Origin of the sequence: uncultured Thiocystis sp. (genome assembly GCF_903866365.1) — a bacterium.
Classification (GTDB): domain Bacteria; phylum Pseudomonadota; class Gammaproteobacteria; order Chromatiales; family Chromatiaceae; genus Chromatium.
This window is the reverse complement of record NZ_CAIPNF010000055.1, coordinates 1-16,995: the sequence shown is the minus strand read 5'-3', so window position 1 is coordinate 16,995 and position 16,995 is coordinate 1. Positions and strand designations below refer to the sequence as shown.

13 protein-coding genes and 1 pseudogene are annotated in these 16,995 nt (G+C 65.0%); 10 read left to right on the top strand and 4 right to left on the bottom strand.

Annotated features, from left to right (window positions below; all coding sequences use genetic code 11):
- Positions 1-22: 22 nt before the first annotated feature.
- Complete coding sequence (locus QZY07_RS03360; RefSeq protein WP_295399720.1) at positions 23-1,798, bottom strand: N-acetylglutaminylglutamine amidotransferase; 1,776 nt, start codon at positions 1,796-1,798, stop codon at positions 23-25.
- A 291-nt stretch (positions 1,799-2,089) separates the two neighbouring features.
- Between QZY07_RS03360 and QZY07_RS03355 the strand changes: the two genes are divergently transcribed.
- The 5 genes from QZY07_RS03355 to QZY07_RS27290 all read left to right on the top strand — a co-directional run bounded on the left by QZY07_RS03355 (position 2,090) and on the right by QZY07_RS27290 (position 6,013).
- Positions 2,090-2,671 (top strand): Fe-Mn family superoxide dismutase, encoded by a 582-nt coding sequence (locus QZY07_RS03355; RefSeq protein ID WP_295399718.1) that lies wholly within the window; start codon positions 2,090-2,092, stop codon positions 2,669-2,671.
- A 146-nt stretch (positions 2,672-2,817) separates the two neighbouring features.
- Entirely contained in the window at positions 2,818-3,996 is a 1,179-nt protein-coding gene (locus tag QZY07_RS03350) for an aspartate aminotransferase family protein (RefSeq protein WP_295399716.1), read from the top strand.
- Between the two features lie 29 nt (positions 3,997-4,025).
- A complete protein-coding gene (gene argF, locus QZY07_RS03345) occupies positions 4,026-4,952 on the top strand; it encodes an ornithine carbamoyltransferase (protein ID WP_295399714.1) in 927 nt (308 codons plus the stop codon).
- Positions 4,953-5,053: 101 nt separating this feature from the next.
- A complete protein-coding gene (locus QZY07_RS03340; protein ID WP_295399712.1) occupies positions 5,054-5,731 on the top strand; it encodes a TIGR04211 family SH3 domain-containing protein in 678 nt (225 codons plus the stop codon).
- A 93-nt stretch (positions 5,732-5,824) separates the two neighbouring features.
- Complete coding sequence (locus tag QZY07_RS27290) at positions 5,825-6,013, top strand: UPF0175 family protein (RefSeq protein ID WP_363183658.1); 189 nt, start codon at positions 5,825-5,827, stop codon at positions 6,011-6,013.
- Positions 6,014-6,278: 265 nt separating this feature from the next.
- Here the strand turns inward: QZY07_RS27290 and QZY07_RS03330 are convergent, their stop codons facing one another.
- Positions 6,279-11,801 (bottom strand): alpha-2-macroglobulin family protein, encoded by a 5,523-nt coding sequence (locus QZY07_RS03330; RefSeq protein ID WP_295399710.1) that lies wholly within the window; start codon positions 11,799-11,801, stop codon positions 6,279-6,281.
- A gap of 434 nt (positions 11,802-12,235) precedes the next feature.
- Between QZY07_RS03330 and QZY07_RS03325 the strand changes: the two genes are divergently transcribed.
- Both QZY07_RS03325 and QZY07_RS03320 read left to right on the top strand, forming a co-directional pair.
- Positions 12,236-12,832 (top strand): hypothetical protein, encoded by a 597-nt coding sequence (locus tag QZY07_RS03325; RefSeq protein WP_295399708.1) that lies wholly within the window; start codon positions 12,236-12,238, stop codon positions 12,830-12,832.
- A gap of 70 nt (positions 12,833-12,902) precedes the next feature.
- Complete coding sequence (locus QZY07_RS03320) at positions 12,903-13,352, top strand: acyl-CoA thioesterase (RefSeq protein WP_295399706.1); 450 nt, start codon at positions 12,903-12,905, stop codon at positions 13,350-13,352.
- An 85-nt stretch (positions 13,353-13,437) separates the two neighbouring features.
- Here QZY07_RS03320 and QZY07_RS03315 read toward each other — a convergent pair whose 3' ends face one another.
- Both QZY07_RS03315 and QZY07_RS03310 read right to left on the bottom strand, forming a co-directional pair.
- On the bottom strand, positions 13,438-13,830 hold the full coding sequence (locus tag QZY07_RS03315) for a hypothetical protein (protein ID WP_295399704.1): 393 nt from the start codon (positions 13,828-13,830) through the stop codon (positions 13,438-13,440).
- Between the two features lie 9 nt (positions 13,831-13,839).
- Positions 13,840-14,193 carry an acyl-CoA thioesterase gene (locus tag QZY07_RS03310; RefSeq protein WP_295399702.1) on the bottom strand — a complete coding sequence of 118 codons (354 nt, stop codon included), beginning with the start codon at positions 14,191-14,193 and terminating at the stop codon, positions 13,840-13,842.
- 135 nt (positions 14,194-14,328) lie between these two features.
- On the opposite strand from QZY07_RS03310, the gene QZY07_RS03305 reads away from it, so the two are divergent.
- From QZY07_RS03305 to QZY07_RS03295, 3 genes and pseudogenes are all read left to right on the top strand, one after another.
- Positions 14,329-16,158 carry a sodium:solute symporter family protein gene (locus QZY07_RS03305; protein WP_295399700.1) on the top strand — a complete coding sequence of 610 codons (1,830 nt, stop codon included), beginning with the start codon at positions 14,329-14,331 and terminating at the stop codon, positions 16,156-16,158.
- Positions 16,159-16,189: 31 nt separating this feature from the next.
- Entirely contained in the window at positions 16,190-16,360 is a 171-nt protein-coding gene (locus QZY07_RS03300; protein ID WP_295399698.1) for a symporter small accessory protein, read from the top strand.
- A pseudogene (locus QZY07_RS03295) lies at positions 16,350-16,995 on the top strand (hypothetical protein); the annotation flags it as partial. The gene QZY07_RS03300 and the pseudogene QZY07_RS03295, both read left to right, overlap by 11 nt.

The following is a 16,995-nucleotide window of genomic DNA, read 5'->3' as shown; positions in this document are numbered from 1 at the left end:
TATCGGGACGCGCATCGGCATTTCAAGCCAGATGCCGTTGCAACCACAGCTCCAGCAGGGCCAGGTGCCAGAGTTTGTTGCCCTGGATGCGGGTGTGGTGCAGATCCGGCGCGTCCAGGAGTTGATCGAGATAGGCTTGTCGGTAGATCCCGCGTTCGCGGCTGGCGCGCGAGGTGAGCGCGTCGCGCATCAGGTCCAGAAAGGGTCCGCGCACATATTTGAGCGCCGGCATGGGGAAATACCCCTTGGGCCGGTCGATCACGGCGTCCGGCAGCAGACCGCGCGCCAGCGCCTTGAGCGGATATTTACCGCCCTCGCGCAGCTTCAGTTCCGGCGGACAACGGGCGGCCAGTTCGACCAACTGATGATCCAGAAAGGGCACGCGCGCCTCCAACCCCCAGGCCATGGTCATGTTGTCGACCCGCTTGACCGGGTCATCGACGATCAGTGTCGTGACATCGAGCCGCAGTACCGCATCCATGAACTCATCGGCGTCCGGCTCGTCCAGCCGCTCGGCGATCAGGGCGGAGGTATGATCCGCGCCGGCATAAGCATCCGTGACCAGGCGCCGATATTCCGCATGGTCGCGGTCGAAATAGTGTTTGCCGAAGCGTTCGAGCCGGCTGCCCCCGGTCTCGTCGCGCATGCGCGGGTACCAGAAATAACCGCCGAAGACCTCATCGGCGCCCTGCCCCGACTGCACCACCTTGATCTCGTGTGCCACCTGTTCGGCGAGCAGATAAAAGGCCACCGCATCCTGACCGAACATCGGTTCGGCCATGGCATCGATGGCCTCCGGCAGACGTTGCAGCACCTGCGCATTCGGCACCAGGAACTTGCGGTGACGGGTGCCGTAACGCTCCGCCACCAGGTCCGAATACTGAAACTCGCTGCCCGCCTCCTCCGGCGTATCCTCGAAGCCGACCGAGAAGGTCCGCAGATCCGCCACGCCCGCCTCCGCCAACAGCGCGACCAGCAGACTGGAGTCCAGACCGCCGGACAGCAGCACGCCCACCGGCACGTCCGCCACCTCGCTGCGAATCTTGACCGCGTGACGCAGCGCGGCGTGGATCGACTCTAACCATTCTGGCTCGGTCAGCGGCTGTTCGGGGCGAGTCGCCGACAGATGCCAGTAGGCTTGCTCGGTGCGACCGCCACTGGCGTCCAGCCGCAGCCAGTGACCAGGGGCAAGCTTGCGCACACCTTGCAGGATGGTGCGCGGCGCCGGCACCACGGCATGCAACGTGAAAAGATGGTGCAGCGCCACCGGGTCGATCGTCGTGTCCACTCCGCCCGCGGCCAGCAGCGCCTGCGGATGGGAGGCGAATCGCAGTGCGCGACCCTGTTCGGACCAGTACAGCGGCTTGATCCCGAAGCGATCGCGCGCCAGAAACAGCACCCGCTGGTTGGCGTCCCAAACCGCGAAGGCGAACATGCCATGCAGTCGCTCGACGCAACCGGTCCCCCAGGCATGCCAGGCCTTGAGGATGACCTCGCTGTCGCCCTCGGAGAAAAAGCGATAGCCCTGGTCCTGAAGTTCGCGCCGGAGCGCGCGGTAGTTGTAGATGGTCCCATTGAAGACCAGCGCCAGACTCAGTTCCGCATCCACCATGGGTTGGTTGGAACGCACCGAGAGATCGATGATGGCGAGTCGCCGATGACCGAAGGCCAGCGCGCCATCGCTGTAACTGCCGCCATGATCCGGACCGCGCCGGGCCAGCTCCGCCATCATCGCCTGAATCGACTCCAGACTGGCCGGAGCGCCATCGAAGCGTAATTCTCCACAGATACCGCACATCGCATCGCCCCCCTTCAACGGCGTCGAGAGTCAATCCGCAGGGTTGCGCGAAGTTACAGCCTCGCGCTCACTCGCGGCGATCGGCGAGACGCCGTTTAAATCATCAAAAAATGAAATCCTTAAACCGCGTCAACGCCGACGATTCCCGATGCGGACAAAGCCGACCCAAATCCACCAATCTCAAATATCCTACCGAACGCGGTTTAATGCGGCTTGAGTTACCAGGATGCGGGCCTATGTTTCATCGCACAAGATCCACTTCCCTGACAAACCCGACTGGAGCATCGCACCATGGCCCATGAATTGCCCGCACTGCCCTATGCACAGAACGCGCTCGAACCCGTCATCTCGGCCGAAACCATCGAATACCACTACGGCAAGCACCATCAGACCTATGTCACCAATCTGAATAATCTGATCGCGGACACCGAGTTCGCGGACCTGAGCCTCACGGACATCATCCTGAAATCCTCCGGCGGCATCTTCAACAACGCCGCGCAGGTCTGGAACCACAGTTTTTACTGGAACTGTCTGAGCCCGACTGGCGGCGGTGCCCCAACCGGCGCGCTAGGCGAGGCGATCACGGCAAAGTTCGGTTCATTCGACGAATTCAAAAAGCAGTTCGCGCAATCGGCCGCCACCAATTTCGGCTCCGGCTGGACCTGGCTGGTCAAGAACGCCGACGGCTCCATCGAGATCTTTAACACGTCCAACGCCGGTACTCCGATGACCTCGGGCAAGACCGCGCTGCTGACCGTCGATGTCTGGGAGCATGCCTATTACATCGACTATCGTAACGCGCGCCCCAAATACCTTGAAAGCATTTGGGATAAAATCGACTGGTCGTTCGTCGCGGCCAATTACGCCGGCTGAGCGGGCGGATGACGCGCTGAATTCTTGTATCGGGCGCGACTTTCACGTTATATTCCCCTGCTTCGCCTTCACGACAAAGGCGGTTTCCCTCGCGGAGGAACCGCCTTTTTTGTTTTTGATCGATCGATTATGCGGGCCCCGACGCCATGAGCGAACTCTTGATGGCCACCTACAAGCGCCTGCCTGTCACCTTTGCGCGGGGTGACGGCGTCTGGCTCTGGGATACCGATGGCAAACGTTATCTGGACGCGCTCTCGGGCATCGCCGTGTGCGGACTCGGGCACGCCCATCCCGCCGTGCGTGACGCGCTCTGCGAGCAGGCCGGCCTCCTGATCCATACCTCCAATCTGTACGGCATCGCCGAGCAGGAACGTCTCGGGGCCATGCTGACCGCACGGGCCGGCATGGACCGGGTGTTTTTCGCCAATTCCGGGGCCGAGGCCAACGAGGCCGCGATCAAGCTCGCGCGGCTCCACGCGCACCGGCGCGGCGTGGAAAACCCGGCGATTCTGGTCACCGAGGGCAGTTTTCACGGCCGCACCCTGGCAACCCTGTCAGCCACCGGCAACCGCAGGGTCCAGGCCGGTTTCGAGCCGTTGGTGCAAGGCTTCGTGCGCGTCCCTTACGACGATGTCGAGGCGGTCACGATCGCCGCTGAAAACCGTTCCAATATCGTCGCCATCCTGGTCGAGCCCATTCAGGGCGAAGGCGGCATCCGCCTGCCCGCCGATGACTATCTGCCACGTCTGCGCGCGATCTGCGACCGCGAGGGCTGGTTGCTCATTTTCGACGAGATTCAGACCGGCATGGGGCGGACCGGGCGGTTTTTTGCTCATGAACATGTCGGCGCCAGACCGGATGTCATCACCCTCGCCAAGGGGCTCGGCAATGGCGTCCCGATCGGCGCCTGTCTCGCGCGTGGAGCGGCGGCCGAGGTTCTGACGCCCGGTTCGCATGGCTCGACCTTCGGCGGCAATCCGCTCGCCTGCCGGGTCGGGCGCGCCGTGCTGGAGACCATCGACGCGGCGCATCTCGTCGAGAACGCGGCCCGCCAGGGAACCTATCTGCTCGACGCCTTCCGAGAGTCGCTGGCACACGTCAGCGGCGTCGTTGCCATTCGTGGTCGCGGCCTGATGATCGGCATCGAACTGGACCGCCCCTGTGGCGAGCTGGTGGTTTCGGCGCTCGCCGCCGGCCTTCTCATTAACGTCACCGCCGAGCGCGTGATCCGACTGCTGCCCCCGTTGATCCTGGAGCAGCCCGAGGCCGACCAGCTCGTGCGTGAACTGACCCACCTGATCGAAGGGTTTCCGGGCCACGCCTGAGAATGACTTCGTCGGAGAGACGCGATTCCATGGATGCCCTTCCAACCCCTTGCCGGCACTTTTTGAGCCTGCTCGACCTGACCGACATCGAGGCCCGCGCCCTGATCGCCCGCGCCGTCGAACTCAAGCGGATGCTCAAAGCGGGTCAGGATCACCGCCCCCTGCCGTACCGCACGCTCGCGATGATCTTCGAGAAATCGTCGACCCGAACCCGCGTCTCCTTCGAGACCGGCATGATCCAGCTCGGTGGGCATGCGCTCTTTCTCTCGCCCCGCGACACCCAGCTCGGCCGGGGCGAACCTGTCGAGGACAGCGCCCGCGTGCTCTCGCGGATGGTCGACGCCGTGATGATCCGCACCTTCCATCAGGAAACGATCGAACGCTTCGCGGCCTATTCCAGCGTGCCCGTCATCAATGGCCTGAGCGACCGTCTCCATCCCTGCCAACTGCTGGCGGACATGCAGACCTTTCAGGAGTTCCGCGGCGACATCCGCGGTCGACGGGTCGCCTGGATCGGCGACGGCAACAATATGTGCCATTCCTTCCTGGAAGCCGCGCGGCTGTTCGATTTCGAACTGCGCATCGCCTGTCCCGAGGGCTTCGAGCCGGACGCGGCACTCCTCGCCGCCGCCAGCGATCGCTGCACCCTCGTTCGCGACCCCGAGGAAGCCGCCGACGGCGCCCATCTGGTCGCAACCGATGTCTGGGCCAGCATGGGCCAGGAGGACGAGCAGGCGCGTCGGCAAACCCTGTTCGCGCCTTTTCAGGTCACCGATGCTGTCATGGCGCGCACGGCCAGGGATGGGCTGTTCATGCACTGTCTCCCCGCCCACCGGGGCGAAGAAGTCGCGGCCTCCGTCATCGACGGTCCTCAATCCGTGGTCTGGGACGAGGCGGAAAACCGCCTTCACGCCCAGAAGGCGCTGCTGGAGTTTCTGCTGACGGCAGCCGGGTGAAAAGCACTGGGTTCGTCCCTTTGAGTGACATACGATCAACGATTTCAGCCTCTCTCCCCATATCGGGTATAGGCCAACCGCTACGCCTCGGAGGATATCTCGTGGGCCGCTTTCCGCTCTTCATGCTCATTCTTGTCGGCGCGCTGAGCGCCGCCCCTGCCCAGGCGGAAACCCAGTATGTGACGGATCAGCTTCAGGTCACCATGCGCGCGGGCGAAAGCACGCGCTATAAGATCGTCCGGATGCTGGAGAGCGGAACGCCGCTTGACGTCTTGAGCGTCAATCAAACCACGGAGTACGCACGGGTCCGCAGCGAGGACGGCAAACTCGGTTACGTGCTCATCAGTCAGCTTCAGAAAGAGCCTGCCGCGCGGGCGCAGATCGCCGACCTGCAAGCCCAACTCATCGAACTGAAGCAGGCGCCGGATGAACTCGCCGCAAAACTCTCCAAGCTCCAATCCGAACACGCAATCCTCATCGAGGATGCCCAGGCGCTCAAGCAAGCCAAACAGGAACTGGAGCAGGAACTCGCCACCATTCGTCATGCCTCGGCGAATGTGCTTGAAATCACCAACGAACGGGATCGGCTGCGAATCCAGGCCAGCGAACTGACCCGCGAACGCGAGGAACGGATGCAGGAACAAACGGAAGCCAGGAATCAGACCAAACAGCGCTGGTTCATGCTCGGCGCGGGCGTGCTCGCCGGCGGAGTGCTGATCGGCCTGCTGCTCCCGCATCTGAAATTCCGCCGACGCAAGAGTTCGTGGGGAAGTTTTTGAGTAAAGTGGCTGCTCACTGCCGCCCTGCTTCCAGTCGGCCTTCTTCCTGGAGGAAGTCTGCCGCTGGCTCCCCGTTCACTGGAGATCGACGTGATGCAACTGATCGTTGACATGCCCGAATCGGCCTTTGCCACCTTGCACCAAGCCCCCCGCGAATTTGCGCGGGAAATGCGCATCGCCGCCGCCGTCAAGTGGTATGAACTCGGTCGGTTTTCCCAAGGCCGCGCCGCCGAGATCGCGGGCCTGACGCGGGCGGGTTTTATTGACGCGCTCTCGCGCTAACAGGTGAGTCCGTTCCAATGCACCGCCGAGGACGTAGCCGAGGAACTGCGCGATGCGGATTGAGGCCGTCGTCATCAATGCCTCGCCGTTGATCACGCTATGCAGATTCTAAAAGAGCAGGCGGACGAATGAGCGACATTGACGGCGACTCGCTCAGGCTGTTCTGAAACGTCGGACCTTAACGGCGGCGGGCTGCGAGCCGTTTTTATCATAAGAGTATTTTTTCCCGGAACCCGCCTGCCAGCTGACAACTGCCAACCTACCCCTACTCCACCCCGCGCACTTCCACCGTCCCAGTCTCCGTCCAGGCCCGTTGCCGCGGACGGTACATGTCCTCCACCGTCGCCGCCGGATGGGCAAAGACGCCGGGCGAGATGGCGCGCAGACGGTAGGCAAGCTGGAACTGAGTCCGCGCGTCGGGCTTCCGATCGATGGCGGCAATGAAACGGTCGGCCCTGAACGCGGTGTGCGCCGCCTCTTCCTCCAGACCCAGCCAGGGGATGTCGGCGATGTCACCGGCTTTGATGAGATTCGGGTTATCGATCTCGAAACCGGCTGGCAGCGGATCGTTGACGATCAGGCGCGCCTGACGCGGCGTGTCGGCCGTCACCGTGAGCACGGCGATCAGGCGTCCGCCCTGGAGGATCCCGGAGGGCTGGATCCGCCGCCCCTCCAAATCGTAATAGGCGCGTTCGATCCGATAGCCATTGCCGCCCGCCGGTTCCGGCGTCAGCGGAACGCCGGTGACCGTGATCAGGGCCTCCAGGGGCGCGCTGCCGCGATTGCCGACGATCGGCGGCTGGGCCGCGAGGTCCGCCGCGTCCCAGCGACGGTAGAGCGCGCCCTTCACCGGTTCGCCGCCGAGCGTCAGCTCCGGCTGATCCGCGCCTGCCGTCAGGGCATGCGCGGCGAGCAGGAGCCAGGCGCTGTCCTGGGTGCTGGCAGGGTCAGCGGCGGACCACTGATCCTGGAGACGTCGGGCCAATGCGCGCGCATCCACCGCGGCGGTTTCCGTTTCGACAGCCAGGGTCAACAGGGCCGCGCCGTCGCGCAGATCCGAACCGAAATCGGCCCGCCAACCACCCTCGTCCCCGTCCGTCGACAGCATCCCCAAGGCGTTGCGAAAGACCGTCGCGGCGCGCGGACGGTCGCCGTAGAGCGCGAGTCCCGCGCCCAACTGGGCCTTCGCCATGGGCGTGGCGAAAGCATCGAGCTTGGTGTCGGCGTAATAGCGCAGATCGCCGATCGCGGCGCGGCCATTGCGGGCCAGCACATAGAGCGCATAGGCGATCTCCTCGCCGCCCTGGCTGAAATCCGCCGCATAGGCGAGACGATTGCGCAGATTGTCGAGCGCCATGTCGAAGGCGGCATCCGGCACCGCATAGCCCTGTTCGCGGGCGCGGGTCAGGAAATCGGTGACATAGGCATCGAGCCAGCCGTCGTCTCCGCCCCCGCTCCCCCACAGCCCGAAACTGCCGTTGCTGCCCTGATTGGTCAGAATCTCGGCGATGGCCGACTGGATCCGTTCCTTGACCTTGGGCGAAGCCGCCGGGTCGCCGCCCGTCAGACCGACCGCGCCGGCGACCTCGTCCAGATAGAGCAGCGGTAGCGCACGACTCGTGAGTTGCTCGGTGCAGCCGTAGGGATAGCGGTCCAGTGCCATCAGCAGACCCGCGACATCCAGCCGGCCAGCGCCGCCGATGGAGACCAGCAGCGACCCCGTGCCCGGCAGCCGATCGGACAGCAGATCCGCATCCAGACGCAGTTCGCCGCCGGGCGGCAGTTCGGTCGCCTGGGTGCGGGAGGTGGGCGGCGCGTTGGAGCGCACCGGCAGGGTCAGCGTTTTCAGCAAGTCGCGGCCATCCGGGGTGCGCAGTCCGATGGTCAGTGCATCGTCGCCAACGCCGACCGCTTCGATCGGAATCGTGGTCTGCGCGCGTCCGCCCTCGATCAAGTTCAGCGCGTGCGTGGCAGCGTCCGTCGGAATCCGGGTATGGCCGCCCGCGGTCGCGACGCTCAGTTCGACCGCACCGGCCGGACCCTCGACATGCGCCAGGTTGACCAGCAGACGCGAGCGATCGCCCGGCGCCAGGAAACGCGGCAGCGCGGCGGACACGACCACCGGATCGCGCACCAGCAGATCCGTCACCGCGTGCCCGACGCCGTCCGCGGACCAGGTCATGGCCATGACGCGCAGGGTGCCGTTGAAGTCCGGGATGGCGAAGGAGACGCTCGCCCGGCCCTGGTCGTCGAGCTTGACGATTCCGGAATGGTAGGCCACCAGTTCCTCGGACGGCGGCGGCCCCTCCAGCTTCAGCAGCGAGCCATCGCCGCCCGAGCGCACGATCCCTGGCACGCCCTGCATGCGGTCGATGAGCTGACCATAGAAATCGCGGATCTCCAGGCCGAGCCGGCGCTGGGCGAAATACCAATCCTCCGGCGCCGGCGGCTGATAGCGGGTGAGATTGAGGATCCCGGCATCGACCGCGGCGACCGTCACATAGGCCGTCCGACCCGCCAGATTGCCGACCGCGACCGGAATCTCGATGGTCTGGCGCGGGCTGACGGTTCCCGTCAGCGCCGGCGGCAGATCGAGCTTGAGATCGAGCGCGCGCTGGCCTGGATCGACGCCCGCCCAGGTCAAGCCGATGGCCCGCGCCGGCATCCGCTTGGCGGCCAGATCCATGGGCCGGTAGAGCACGGCCGTGACATAGGCGCCCGGCCCCCAGTCCGCCGTGACCGGCAGCTCGACCGTCGCGCCCGACTCGGACACCGCGACCGCTTGCATGGCGATGACGCGGTCATCGACGACCATCACCAACGCCAGACCCGGAAAACGCGGCTCGATCCGTGCTTTGACTTTGTCCCCGACCCGGTACTTTGCTTTATCCAGCGAGACCTTGAGCAGATCCGGCGTATCCTGGGCGCCGGGCTTGACATACCAACCGGCCTCGAATTCCAGATCAACCGGCAGCACAGCCCCCTCCGGCGCTTCCAGCGCCAGCCGATAGGCGCCCCAGTCGACCGGCGACTCGATCCGCCCGACCTCGTCCAGACCCGCATCGAGCGTCCCGTCGGCGACGCGCTGGCTGGAGGTGATGGGCTCATAGTCCCAGGTGCCATCCGACTCGTACCACTGGAAGCTGGTCGTCAGACGCGAGAGTGTCCAGCGCAGCCCGGCGAGCACGGTGCGTCGGCCATCCGCGCCGAGGGCGATGACCTCGAAACGGGCATTGCCGCCCTCCTCCATCGAGCCGTCGAAGAGCGGTTTGATCCCGAGACGCGCCTGTTTCGATGCCACCGGGAGCGTCAGCGAACGCTCGACCGGACGCCCATTGTCGTCCACCACCCGCACCTGCACGCTAGCCTCCAGCGGTTTGCTGGTCGGTGTCCGCTCCGGGACGGTCAGCGCAAGCGCAGCCTTGCCCTGCCCATCGGTCTGGGTGGCGGTCAGCGGACCGCCAACCGGCGCGAACGCCTCGCTCTCCAGGCCGAAGCGATAACCGGGGAAAGCGGGCAGCGCGGCGGTCGGCGTCAAGCGGATCTCGCCCTCGACCGCCAGCCCGGCGGCGGGCGCGCCATAGAGAAAACGGGCGTCCAGCGCGATGTCCGGCGGGGCGTCCGGATCGATGGCCGCAGCCTGACTTGCCAGCTCGAAGGTCAGACGCTCCGGCTCGAAGTCTTCCACCAGAAAGGCCAGATCGGCCAGCGGTTGTCCCTTGGGATCGGTATACGCCTGCGCGCGCCAGGTGCCACGCATGGCCGAGCGACTCAGGGCGACGGCGGACTGATGGCCGCCCGCGCCCCGGTCCTGGGTCAGTTCGCGCAGAAACTCCACCCCATCCGGGCGCTTGACGACCAGCGTGAGGAGGAGATTCGGGACCGCGTTCGCTCGCGCATCGCGGACCAGCGCGGTCAGATGGACCGTCTCGCCGGGCCGGTAGGCGCCGCGCTCGCTGACCAGATAGACATCCAGCGGCTTGGGCGGCGGGCGGCCCGCGACGCCCCGATCGCCGAGATCGAAGGGCGTCTGGGTCAGGTCGAGAAAGGCATAGTCGCCGTCCGGTCCTTCCGCGACCAGCAGCGCCGGGGCATTGCCGCCCGTGCCGCGCAGCAGACCCGGCTCGAAGCGGGCATGCCCCTCGGAGTCCGTGGTCGTCTGTCCGAGGATGTCGTTATTAACCGCCACCAGGCGCAACCCAACCTTGCCCGCGGGCCGGGCGGTCGAGAGCGAACGCACCAGCGCATGCAGTCCATCGTTGCCGGCGAAGGTCGCCAGACCCAGATCGGTGACGACGAACCACTGCGTCGCGAGGCTCTCGGAGCGATCGGTCGCATTTCGGGGCGTTGCGGTCATGGCATAGGCGCCCGGCTCGATGTCGGCGATCAGCGCGCCGACCGGCACCGCCGTGGTCACCTCCCGATTCAACTCGGGCCTGACCTCGACCGTTCCCGTCCAGACCGCCTCGCCGGTCTGATCGACGATCCGGTTAGCGGCCCAGCGATCGAGTTGGGCGCGGAAGGTGCCGTTCTCCATAGCCTGGGTCAGCGCGCGGTCGCCAACCCGATAGACCGCCGCCTCGATCCGATCCGTGTTGACCGAGACCAGCGGAATCGCCGCCTCGCCGCCCTTGGGCAGGACGTAGGCGCGACCCAGGAAACGGGTCATGGGCGCGCGATCGCGCACGTAGACCTCCAGATCGGACCCCTTGACCAGCACCTCGCCATCGGCGGCGGGCAGTCCGGCGCGCACCTGCACGCGATACCGCTCGCCATGCCGCACGCCGTCGATACAGATCTGTTGCGCCTCCGCCTCCACCGGCAGATCGGTCCGGTCGGCGACCCGCACGAAATCGGTCAGATTGGCGCGGTCGCGGGGCAAGGGATCGCTGAACTGGAGACAGATCCGCGGACTGGCCGCGTCGGAGTCGACTTCATGTCCGGTCACGCGAAAACCATGCTCGGCGATCAACCGGTCCAGCGCGGCGCGCGTGTCGGCGGACTCGGCCAGCGCCAGCGCGGCGCGGTTGGCGCGAATGGCGGGCCGCCACTCCTGACGCCGCGCGAAGGCGCGACCGAGCAGGACGAGCGCGTCCGCGCGCCCTCGCGCATCCTCGGAACGCAGATAGGCATTGATGGCGGCCGCGGTCGCGTCCTGCCTGAAACGCTGCTGGGTCTGCCAGTCCGACGGCTCGGCCGCGAGGGCGGAGGCGGCGAGGCCCGCCCAGAGCCCCCGATCCTCGGCATCCAGACGCAGGGCGGCGGCCTGAAGATCAGCGGCGCGCTGCTGATTGCCGGCGTTCGCGGCCACGCGCGCCTCGTTGGCCAGGGCATCGCGACGCCCGGCCGGAGGCGCCATCCGGGCGATCCGATCTTCAAGGGCCTTGGCCTCGCTCAACTCGCGAGGGGGCAGAAAACGCAATTCCGCCAGCCGCATCGCCTTGCGATCGGGCGCGGGCGCGGGCGTCGCATCCTCCGCGATCAAACCGGAGATCGCCCCGTCGAAGGGTCGGCGATCACGGCCATCTTCCTTCAGAAAGCACCAGCCAGCCTTGACGTTGAAGGTGAATGCCCGGCAGCGCGCATCCTCCAGACAGGCCGATTTGCATGCCTCCAGGCTCACCTCTTTCAGGGTCGCGTAATCGTGACCGAACACGTCCATGCCGGGCAGAACCGTCAGCGCACGCGGCGCGGCCGGTGTCGGAACCGCCACCCCAAGCAGCCCCAGCGCGACGAACCCCGGAACGAAACACGCGGACAAGCGCGCGATGAGCCTGATATCAAACATGGCGACCCCCTGAACGATGACCCCGATGGGTCAACTCTAGTGCAACTGTGCGAAAGTCCCAAGACCGTCTTTAAGGTCGTTGTCGCTGCCGTTGTCGCTGCCCCGGTCTCGGAACTAGAGCAGCGAAGCACTAGCGCCTTCCTGGACATCGGTAAACCTGGCGCGCGCGATCGGCCGCCAAGGATTGTCGCCCGACTCGCCGCGGACCCGAGTTGGATGATGGCGGCGGTGAACTGGCGACTCTTTGTGGCCGAGCGAACACGCAAAAGCCATGATCCAGCCACGACGATTCGAGACACCGATGCATTTTTCCTTAACACTCAGTTTCGCTAAGGGTTAAGATCGGCGTGCTTGACACAATCGATGATTGCGCGTGCCTTGCCCGTGGATCATCGACTCTTCACTACTGGTATCCATTTCAGGAGGGTTCGTCAATGTCTAAATCCGCGAAACAGGGGTCGTTATTGGTTGCACTGCTTCCGTCGATGATTCTCTATGTCGGCGCCATCATCCTCCTCGCGCTCACCCGCGAGAATCTTGGCGGCACGGTCCATTACTGGGAGATCTTCGTTGCCGTCGTCGCCGTTATCTCGCTCGTCTCCGGCTGGGGACAGACCTATGCGGCCAATCGTTCGTACCTCATGTATCTCGTCAAACAGTTCATTCACTGGGGCCTGCTGATCGGCGTCCTGTGGATGTTCCAGACCCAAGGCATCAGCTCGGCCCTGGGCGATCCGAAATACACCCTGGTGCTGCTCTATCTGCTGAGTCTGAGTGCCATCGTCGCCGGTCTGTACATCGACTTCAAAGCGCTCTTTTTTGGCGCCTTCATGGGTATTTGCACCTATCTGCTGGCCGCGCCGGCGAATGTCTCCATTCTGGAGCCGATCGGCAAAACGCTCCGCATCGCCGACCCGCAGACCAAACCGCTGACCATGATCATCGTGATGGGGGTCATCGCCTTCGTCGCCGGTGCCTTGGTTCTGATCGGTCTGCGCGGTTCCATCATGGCTAAGCGCAGCCGGGCCTAAGTCACAGCCACCGTACCGAGGCCGCCCGCCACCGCCGCATTCGGACGGAGATGGCGCGGCGGCCCGGCGCATGGGCCCGGCCCCGATGACCAGCGACTTCCGCACGCACACCTTCACCATCCGCCTGCACGATACCGACGCCGCCGGGCTGCTCTTTTTTGGCCATCTGTTCCGCCACGCGCACGATGCCTTCGAGGCATTCATGGCCACGCTCGGCTTTCCGCTGGACCTGATGATCCGCGATGGCCGGATGCTTCTGCCGCTGACGCATGCCGAGGCCGACTATCGCCGACCCCTGCGCCACGGGGATGTGGTGCGGGTTCTGGTCTCGGTGCTGGAGATTCGCCGACGGTCGTTCTCCATCGGCTATCGCTTTCTGAACGCTCGGGGAGAGGTCGCGGCGACCGCGCGCACGGTTCATGTTCAGGTCGACGCGGAGATCCTGCCGGCCGACGCGTTATCGCCGCCGCTGCGCCTGGCCTTGTCCGCGCATCTCGCGGACGACGCGCGCGTCTCCTGAACCTCGCCCGCGACAGCGGCGGCCGATCAGTTGACGCGAACCCTGAATTGACCGCGGGGAAAAGGCGTTGCGCCCGGCGCGCCGCTCACTCGCAGACCGCCTCGGTCTCCCAGCGCGTACAGGTGTTCAGTTTGCTTTGCTCGATGCAGACATGCTTGCGAAAGCAACCGCTCGCCGGATCCCATTCGCAGCGATTCGTCAGTTGACAGCTCTTCAAGCGACTATAGGCCAGACAATCCTCGGTACAGGAAACACCTTTTACACTATAGGTATATTCGTATTCCTGACACGAGAAGGTTCCTTCCACCAGACAGCGTCTGGTTTGCATTGGCACGGTCACGAACTCCTCTCGGTCATCTCCCCGGTAGGCTCCGGCGATGCAAGCGAAGCCGAGTCCCAGGATCAATAGCAGTCTCTTGAACGGAAGCACGCGCTTTCCCTCGGCTGGCGAATGAACGGGGCGATCGACGTGGGGCACGACCGGCGCTCAATCGATCGGAATCTTGCGTCCGGCCTCGTCGAGCCGGACAAAGGTGATGCAGGTCGAAAAGATCGGCTCCTCCGCCCCAGTCTCGATGTCGTCGGCAAAGACCTGGACCGCATAGGTTACGGAGGAGCGGCCCCGACAACTCTCGCCCGCGTCAAAACGCAGCACCGCGCCCTGATGCACGCCGCGATGGAACTCCACCCGATCCATGCCGACGGTCACGAACCGGCAGCCGGGATTATTGCGGCTGGCGGCGATCCAGGCGATCTCGTCCACCCATTTCAACAGACAGCCTCCGAACAGATGACCGTAATGGTTCAGATGCTCGGGCCGCACAACCGTGTAACTCTCCATCCGGAGACTCCTCATGATGATCCGACGGTCATAAAACCGTCGTTTACCTGCGCTGGATCTATATAACTGTACGACAAGCCGGGTTATTTTCGCCCCCGCGATTCTCGCGCATTCCAATAAAAACAGGGGGACTCAATGTCCGGAACATCCTCGGTCGGCTGGATCGACATCGTCGTCATTCTCGCCTACCTGCTCGCCACCGGCTACCTCGGCTGGCTCGGCTATCGCGGCACCCGCTCGGCGGCGGACTTTCTCGTCGGCGGGCGCTCGGCCCATCCCATCATCATGGCCGTCTCCTACGGCGCCACCTTTATCTCGACCGCCGCCATCGTCGGCTTCGGCGGGGTCGCCGGGCTCTTCGGCATGAGTCTGCTGTGGCTGACCTTTCTCAACATCGGGGTCGGCATCCTGATCGCCTTCATCGTGCTCGGCGAGCCCACGCGCCGGCTCGGGCACCATCTGGGCGCCCACACCTTCCCGGAACTGCTGGGGCTGCGCTATCAGAGCCGCGGCCTCCAGGTGTTCGCTGGCGCCATCATCTTTCTCTGCATGCCGCTCTACGCGGCGGCGGTCATGACCGGCGGCGCCGTTTTCGCGGCGACCCAGTTCGGCATCGATTTCGAGGTCGCGCTGCTCATCTTCGCGCTGGTCACCGCCGCCTATGTCATTCCCGGCGGTCTCAAGGCGGTGATGTACACCGACACCTTCCAGGGCTTCGTGATGGTCATCGCCATGGTGTTCCTGTTGTGGTTCACCTATTCGAGCCTGGGCGGCGTGACCGAGGCGCACCAATACCTGACCGACCTGGCCAACATGGTGCCGCCTCCGCTCCAGCAGATGGGCCATCAGGGCTGGACCGCGATGCCGGCGTTCGGCTGGGGCGCGCCCAGCTATGATCTCTGGTGGACCGTCATCACCGCGATCATCCTCGGCGTCGGCATCGGCGTGCTGGCGCAACCGCAGTTGATCGTGCGCTTCATGACGGTGCGCAGCCGCCGCGAGCTGGATCGCGCGGTACCGATCGGCGCGATCTTCATCATGCTGATGACCGGCACGCCCTTCCTGGTGGGCAGTCTGTCCAACGCCTGGTTCGCGCAGCATGGTCCCATCCTGCACGGCAAGGTGATTGCGGAGATCGAGCCAGCCAAGGACCGGGCGCTGGTCGAACTGATGAAAAAGAGCGACAGCGGCGAGTGGGCGACGATCGTCAGCCCCAAGACCAACAAGCCCGCCACGGCGTCCATGATCGTCAGCGAGCATGCGCCGGCAGTGGATGCCACCGGTCAGACCTTCGACCTGGTCGGCGGACGCTCGACGGCCATCACCTATGTCAAGGGCGACGCCGACCAGATCATCCCGGTCTTCATCGCCTCGGCGCTGCCGCACTGGTTCGGCATCGTCTTCTTCCTCGCCCTGCTAGCGGCGGCCATGAGCACCCTGTCCAGCCAGTTTCATACCATCGGCACCGCCGCCGGGCGCGATCTCTACGAACGCCTTGGCGACAAGGGCCACGCCCGCGAGCCAAGCCTCCTGGTCATGCGTCTCGCCATCGTGGCGGGCCTGCTGATCGCCGTGACCATCAGCTACATGGTCCGTCAGGAGTACGTCATCGCCCGCTTCACCGCCATCTTTTTCGGGCTCTGCGCCGCCAGCTTCCTGCCCGCCTACATCGGCGGACTCTTTTTCCGGCGCGTGACCAAGGCCGGTGCCCTGGCCTCGATGACGGTCGGCATGAGCGTCTCGCTGTTCTGGCTTCTGCTGATCAAGGCCAAGGAGGCATCGGCCATCGGTCTGGTGCAATGGGTCACCGGCGGCAAGACCAGCCTGCTGGCCGACTCCCCGAATTGGCCCTCGGTGGACCCGATCATCGTCGCGTTCCCCGCGGCACTGCTGACCCTGATCCTGGTCAGCGCGATCACCCGCCCACCCGATGCGGAACACCTGAACCGCTGTTTTCCGGACTGACAACTGACAACTGACAACTGAAGGCTATCCCATGCTTGGCATCGACGATCCATTCGTACTGGCCGCCTATTTCGGCATCATCGCCCTGGCGGTTTTGAGCCTGATCTATGGGCTGATCCGCCGCAACGCCGCGCGCGACGAGGTCACGCCGGAGGACCGCCAATGGGCGCTCGAAGAAAAGAAGGTAGACGATGAAATCTAATCGCAACACCCTCCTGATCGCGGGCTTGACCGCCGCGCTCGCCTGCTCGACCGCCACCGCCGAGCAATCGGTCGGCCCCTTCACCTGGGGCGCGGATCTGCGACTGCGCCAGGTCTACGTCGACAACGTCGGCCTGAACGCCGCCAGCCCCACCGCCGACCGCACCTTTCAGCGCTATCGCACCCGTCTCTGGGGCTCCTATGCCGTCAGCGATCAACTCTCGGCCAGCGCCCGGCTCCTGTGGGAAGGCCGCCACTATCAGGATCCCAGCCCCTCGAACTGGCCCGTGCCCGGTTTCGAGCAGTGGTACAGCGGCGGCATCCTCTTCGATCAGCTCACCATCGATGCCAAGCGCATCGGCGACCTGCCGCTCTCGGCCAAGCTGGGCCGCCAGGACATCATCCTGGGCAACGGCTGGTTGGTGCTGGACGGCTCGCCCATCGATGGCTCGCGAAGCATCTATTTCGACGCGGCCCGCGCCACCTATGCCCTGGAATCGCTCGGCACCACGCTGGATCTGATCTACATCGACCAGAGCGCCGACACCGGGCGCTTCCCGCAGGCGCTCAACGGCGAGGTCGAGGATCAGACCGAGCAGGATGAGCAAGGCGCGATCCTCTACGCCCGCAACCAAT